The sequence below is a fragment of the Streptomyces sp. NPDC058964 genome (assembly GCF_042741275.1).
Classification (GTDB): domain Bacteria; phylum Actinomycetota; class Actinomycetes; order Streptomycetales; family Streptomycetaceae; genus Streptomyces.
Window position 1 is genome coordinate 1 of the sequence record NZ_JBHYKH010000443.1, and the last position, 6,060, is coordinate 6,060.

At 70.3% G+C, this 6,060-nt stretch carries 6 protein-coding genes and 1 pseudogene; 4 read left to right on the forward strand and 3 right to left on the reverse strand.

Going from position 1 to position 6,060, the window contains the following annotated elements; genetic code table 11:
• On the forward strand, positions 1–832 hold an 832-nt coding region (serC, locus tag ACFW2E_RS36250; RefSeq protein WP_384473084.1), incomplete at its 5' end, for a phosphoserine transaminase.
• 79 nt (positions 833–911) lie between these two features.
• Here the strand turns inward: serC and ACFW2E_RS36255 are convergent.
• Together ACFW2E_RS36255 and ACFW2E_RS36260 are read right to left on the reverse strand one after the other, a co-directional pair.
• Positions 912–1,472 (reverse strand): hypothetical protein, encoded by a 561-nt coding sequence (locus ACFW2E_RS36255; RefSeq protein ID WP_384473087.1) that lies wholly within the window; start codon positions 1,470–1,472, stop codon positions 912–914.
• A gap of 265 nt (positions 1,473–1,737) precedes the next feature.
• Positions 1,738–2,718 (reverse strand): WD40 repeat domain-containing protein, encoded by a 981-nt coding sequence (locus tag ACFW2E_RS36260; RefSeq protein WP_384473090.1) that lies wholly within the window; start codon positions 2,716–2,718, stop codon positions 1,738–1,740.
• Positions 2,719–2,829: 111 nt separating this feature from the next.
• Here ACFW2E_RS36260 and ACFW2E_RS36265 point away from each other — a divergent pair, with 111 nt between their 5' ends.
• Both ACFW2E_RS36265 and ACFW2E_RS36270 read left to right on the forward strand, forming a co-directional pair.
• Positions 2,830–3,504 (forward strand): SGNH/GDSL hydrolase family protein, encoded by a 675-nt coding sequence (locus ACFW2E_RS36265; protein ID WP_384473093.1) that lies wholly within the window; start codon positions 2,830–2,832, stop codon positions 3,502–3,504.
• A gap of 70 nt (positions 3,505–3,574) precedes the next feature.
• A pseudogene (locus tag ACFW2E_RS36270) lies at positions 3,575–4,159 on the forward strand (Uma2 family endonuclease).
• 14 nt (positions 4,160–4,173) lie between these two features.
• Here ACFW2E_RS36270 and ACFW2E_RS36275 read toward each other — a convergent pair.
• Positions 4,174–4,785, reverse strand: a complete 612-nt coding sequence (locus tag ACFW2E_RS36275) for a hypothetical protein (RefSeq protein ID WP_384473095.1) — start codon at positions 4,783–4,785, stop codon at positions 4,174–4,176.
• A gap of 175 nt (positions 4,786–4,960) precedes the next feature.
• Between ACFW2E_RS36275 and ACFW2E_RS36280 the strand changes: the two genes are divergently transcribed.
• Positions 4,961–5,953 carry an aldo/keto reductase gene (locus ACFW2E_RS36280; protein WP_384473098.1) on the forward strand — a complete coding sequence of 331 codons (993 nt, stop codon included), beginning with the start codon at positions 4,961–4,963 and terminating at the stop codon, positions 5,951–5,953.
• The last annotated feature ends 107 nt before the right edge of the window (positions 5,954–6,060 follow it).

Genomic DNA, 6,060 nt, shown 5'->3' on the forward strand with positions numbered 1-6,060 from the left:
GCACCTCACCTTCGGCGAGTTCTCGTCCAAGTTCGCCAAGGCCGCCAAGCTGGCGCCCTGGCTGGCCGAGCCGACCGTCGTCTCCTCCGACCCGGGTACGCACCCCGAGGCGCGGGCCGAGGCCGGCGTGGACGTGTACGCGTTCACCCACAACGAGACCTCGACCGGTGTCGCCATGCCGATCAAGCGGGTCGCCGGTGCGGACGAGGGCTCTCTCGTGCTGGTCGACGCGACGTCCGGCGCCGGCGGCCTCCCGGTGGACATCGCCGAGACCGACGTCTACTACTTCGCCCCGCAGAAGTCCTTCGCCTCCGACGGCGGCCTGTGGATCGGCGTGTTCTCCCCGGCCGCGATCGAGCGCGCCGAGCGGATCCACGCTTCCGGCCGTCACGTCCCGGAGTTCTTCTCCCTGCCGACGGCGATCGACAACTCCCGCAAGAACCAGACGTACAACACCCCCGCCCTCGCCACGCTCTTCCTGCTCAACGAGCAGCTGGAGTGGCTCAACGGGCAGGGCGGCCTGGCCTTCTCCACCGGCCGCACCAAGGACTCCTCGACCCGCCTGTACAGCTGGGCGGAGGAGTCCAAGTACGCCACCCCGTTCGTCTCCGACCCGGCCAAGCGCTCGCAGGTCATCGGCACGATCGACTTCGCCGACGAGATCGACGCGGCGGCCGTCGCCAAGGTGCTGCGCGCCAACGGCATCGTCGACACCGAGCCCTACCGCAAGCTCGGCCGCAACCAGCTGCGCATCGCGATGTTCCCGGCCATCGACCCGGCCGACGTCGAGGCGCTGACGAAGTGCGTCGACTACGTGATCGAGAAGCTCTGACCTTCTCCGACGCGTCTGCGCCACGTCGACGAGGGCGCCCGGTGCCACCGGGCGCCCTCGTCCGTCTCGTCGGGCGGGTCTACCGGTTGTCGATCGTGCCGTCGTCCACCTTGGCGGCGATGCCGGTGATGTCGCCGGTACCCGAGACGGTGACGGCGACCCGGACGGGCTGGATCGGGTTCGGCGGCACGATCGGGTTGGGCGGGACGATCGGGCCGGGCGGGAAGAGCTCGAGGAACGTGGGGAAGACGACCAGCGGCGCGACCGGGTCCGGCGGCCAGGCGACGGTGTTGCGGTCCGCGCCGACGAACCGGTAGACGCCGCCGGTGGTACGGCCGACGCCCGTGGTGTTCCGCAACCGGCTGATGATCTGGGCGGTACCGCCGCCGCCCGAGTTCGCCCGGGTGACAACGGTGACCGCGATGTGGCCGGTGACGTCGATCGCCTCCGTGCCGCCCGTCCGCAGCCGGCCGGTCAGCGCCAGGTCGACGGTGCGCGTGTGGACGGTGACGGCCGAGGCGGAGGCGGGGGCCTGTCGCGGCGCGGCCTGGGCGGTACCGGCGGCCGTGGGAACGGCCAGCCCCAGGGTGGCGGCGATCAGGCAGGTCTTCCCGACAGCGCGCAGGACATGACCGCGCATGGGTGCTCCCATCGGTGTGAGTGCGGGACCAGTCGGCCCTCCCCGTCCCGCGAAGCACCCTCAGCCTGCCCGTACCGACGGGCTCCCGCCGCGCCTGAAGACCCGGACGGGTGACTCGCTCCCGGGGCCGCGGCACCCGGAGGCCCTGCCGCGTCCCGCCGGCTCCTGCCCGTCCCGTCAGCCGTCCGCCGGCTTCGGTCCTGTCAGCCCCGTCGGCTGCGCCCACGCTCGGTCGGCCCCGGCCCCGCAGGCACCCCCACTTCCGTCAGCGGCGTCGGCGTAGCCGCCGCAGGCCGAACATGGCGGCCGCCGCCACGGCGACGGCTATGGCGCCGACCTTGAAGCCGTCGCTGGTGCCGCCCTTCCCGTCCCCGGCCGCCGCCGAGCTCCCGCTCCCGTCCCCCGACGGGGACTTGTCCGATCCGCCCCCGCCCGGCGCGTCCTGCGCCTGCACCGCGCTGTCCGCGCCCTCGCTGCCGTACATGAGCTTGGTGCCGTCGGCGGAGTAGGTGATCGACTCCCCCTGCCCCTGGAGGGGCACGTCCAGGCGGCCCTCGCGCTGGATCTTCCCGCCGTTCCAGTCGTAGCGGATGCCACCGAAGTAGCCGCGCACGGCCAGCTGTTCGCCGTTGGGCGAGAACGCGGCGTCGGTGGCCCACAGGTCGACGGCGGCGACCGGCCTGAAGATGTTCGCGCCCGAGGCGGAGAGCCGGGCCGGACCCTCGAAGAGGTGCCCGCCGTTCTCCTTCTTGTCGATGATGTAGACGCGGCCGGTCTTCGGGTGGACGACGAGCGACTCCGCGTTCCGTGCGCCGTCGGAGTACTTCACCACGTACTGCGTGGCCCTGACCGTCTGGTCCTTGAGGACCTTGGGTTCCGGCAGCCGGTAGATCCACACGTACGGCCAGCTGCCGTCGAGGTTGTCGCCGATGTCGCCGACGTAGATCTGGTTGCCGGGCCCGATGGAGATGGCCTCCACGTCACGCGGCGAGCCGATGCCGCTGAGCGTGACGGTGGCGACGGTCCTGCCGGTGCGGCTGTCCACGGCGTAGATGTACGGCCCGTCGTCGCTGTCGTTGTGGGTCCAGTAAATGCCGGGATGGAGGTGGGAGGCGGCGAGACCGCTCGACTCGGTGATCCGCGGATCCTTGATGGTGAACCCCTCGTCACCGGCGGAGGCGGAGGCGGGCACGGTGAGGGCGCCCGTGAGCAGGACCCCGGCGAGGAGGGCGAAGGATCGACGCATGCCCCCAAGCCTGCCATCCCGCCGGGATGTTCACGCGGCGCGGAGGCGATGCCGAGGGGACGTGGTGGGCCTCACACCCCACCCGCACCCGTGATCGTCCATCATGAGCGGATGCTCAGGTTCATGCCCGTCGGTGACTCGATGACGATCGGAAGCTCGGGCGAACACACTTGGCGTTACCGGCTGTGGCAGCACCTGTGCGCGACGTACGGCCGCCCCTTCAAGCTGGTGGGCCCGCGCGAGGCGCTGTACGAGAAGTCGACGGACAGCGCGACGTCGTTCGAGTACGCCGACCCCGACTTCCCGCGCGCCCATCTGGCCGGCTGGGGCGAGGGCTGGATGCACATGGCCCCGCTGATCGGCGACGCGGTACGCGAGTGCCGGGCCGACGTCCTGCTGGTGTCCCTGGGCCTGATCGACCTGGGCTTCTACACGAACGCGGAGCAGACCGCGGAGAACGTACGGGCCTTCGTGAGCGCGGCGAGGGAGGCCAACCCGCGCATACGCATGGTCCTGCTCCCGGTGATCCCGAACGTCCGGGCACAGGCGGATCCGCCCTTCGCCGAGCAGGTGGACCGGTTCAACGTCCTGCTCGCGAAGGCCGTCGCCGACCTCGACGAGCCCCGGTCACCGATCCTGCTGGCGTCGCCGCCGGAGTCGTACGACATCGACGCCGACACGTACGACGGGACGCACCCCAACAAGAGCGGCGAGCACCGCATCGCGGGGGCGTTCGCGGGGGCCATGTGGGAGGCGTGGGGGGTCGGTCAGGCGTACGTGGCCTGACCAGGCCGGCCTGATCCCGGCGTACTGCGCGGCCGCACAGGTCCATGGGCGGCCGTGGAGGAGCGCCACGATGACCGTCCTGGAAGATGGGATCGAGATGGCCGACGCGAACACCAAGCGTCTGGACGAGTGGTTCCAGCGCCTTGAGCGGAGGCCCGTCCCCGAAGGATTCAGGGTCGAGATCGTCGGGGCAACGTCCACATGACGCCGCAGCGCAGCACCATTGGCAGATCATCCGCCGGATCGTGCAGGCTCTCGAAGACCGGTTCGGAATGGACGTCAAGGTGTTCTCGGACGTTCGGATCGACTTCCCGGGTCACGAGAACGGCTTCTGCCCGGACGTCGCCAAGCTCAGCGACTCCGCGGAGACGGACGCGGAAGGTCACTGGCGCTACCAGGACGTCGAGTTCGTCGCCGAGGTCATCTCCGAGGGAACGGCACAGAACGACTACGGCCCCAAGAAGACCGCGTACGCCCTCGCGGCGGTTCCCGTCTACCTGATCGTCGACCCGTACCTGGGCAGGTGCCGCCTCTTCACCGAGCCCGAGGACGGCGACTACGTCAGCGACTTCTCCGTGGCTTCGGCGGCGTCGTGGACCTCACCGGCACCTCGGTCGACCTGACCCTCACCACCGGCAAGTTCCCCCGCGACTGACCGCCGTCGGGAGTTCAGGCGGCCCCGGTGTCCCCGCGTGCCGGCATACGGAGGCTGTCGAGGAGTCGCTGGTGGGTCCCGGCCATGGACGCCGCCTCCTTCTTCGAGCTGATGCTCACCAGCTGAACGTAGTGGCTGCCCTCGTCGATGATGCGCGTCGAGCCGACGGTTCCGTCCTCGGCGGAGAGCTGCGCGTCGAGGGCACGACGTCCGTCCACCTCGGTCGCCTTGGTCGAGGTGCTGCTGAGCACGTCGCGCCGCGATCGGGAGTCCTCGTTGAAGCCGGCCAGGAAGGCCCGAAGGTTGTCCTTGAGGTCCTTCGCTCCGTGGACGTCGAAGACCCCGAAGCCGGTGACCCGGTCGTCGTTGCCCGCCATGTAGACACGGCCGTCGATGCCGTCCTTGGCCTTGGTGAACTTCTGGACCTCGGGTTTTGCGGGCAGCTCGGCCTTTATGCCGCTCGGGGCGTCGGTGATCTCCACCCAGTGCGCTGCAGCGATGGGGCTGGGTGGCGGCGGTGCCTGGGTGGCGGCGAACGCGCTGCCGGGCAGCAGCACGCCTCCGGTGACGACGGCGGCCGAAGCGGCGAGCAGAGCATGGCGCTGGAATCGGGTACGGAGAGTCATGGGAATGCACGTCCTGCAATGGCGGGGATGGGGGAAGGAAGACCGAACGGCCTTGCGTCCATTAGGCCCCGGGCCGTCTGCCGGGTCATGTCCCTGCATCGCGTGGCAGGAGAACTCGGGACTTGACACCGAGGCGCTTGCATAGAGCGCACTCCAAGCCGTTGGCTGGTGGACCATGAAGTACACGCAGCTCGGACGCACGGGACTCAAGGTCAGCCGACTGGTCCTCGGCACCATGAACTTCGGCCCGCAGACCGACGAGGCCGACAGCCACGCGATCATGGACGCGGCGCTGGACGCGGGCATCAACTTCTTCGACACCGCCAACGTGTACGGCTGGGGCGAGAACAAGGGCCGTACGGAATCCATCATCGGGAACTGGTTCGCCAAGGGCGGCGAGCGGCGCGACAAGGTCGTGCTGGCCACCAAGGTGTACGGCAACATGGCCGCAGACGGCGACGCCTGGCCCAACCACGACAGGCTGTCCGCCCTGAACATCCGGCGGGCCGTGGACGCCAGCCTCAAGCGGCTGCGGACCGACTACATCGATCTCTACCAGTTCCACCACGTCGACCGCCGGACGCCCTTCGAGGAGATCTGGCAGGCCGTCGACGTGCTCGTGCGGCAGGGCAAGATCCTCTACGTCGGGTCCAGCAACTTCCCCGGCTACAAGATCGCCCAGGCCAACGAGATCGCCGAGCGGCGGGGCGGCACCATCGGGCTCGTCAGCGAGCAGTGCCTGTACAACCTGGCCGAGCGCCGCGCCGAGATGGAGGTCATCCCGGCCGCGCAGGAGTATGGACTGGGCGTCATTCCCTGGTCGCCGCTGCACGGCGGGCTGCTGGGCGGTGTGATCAAGAAGGAGGCGCAGGGCGGGCGGCGCGCCTCTGGACGGGCCGCGGACTCGCTCGCCAACACCACCATCCGCGGGCAGGTCCAGGCCTACGAGGACCTGCTCGACAAGCACGGTGTGGAGCCGGGCGAGACGGCGCTGGCCTGGCTGCTGACCCGGCCCGGTGTGACCGGTCCGATCGTCGGCCCGCGCACCGCCGAGCAGCTGGAGTCGGCCCTCAGGGCCGTGGAGCTGGAGCTGTCCGAGGAGCTGCTGGCGGGTCTGGACGAGATCTTCCCGGGTCCGGGGCCCTCCCCCGAGGCCTTCGCCTGGTAGCCGGAAACCGGCGTGCGGCGGTGGGGGGGGGGGGGGGGTTGGGCGCCCCCCCCCCCCCCCCCCCCCCCCACCCCAAACAGACCCAACCCCCACAACCCGCGCAAGGG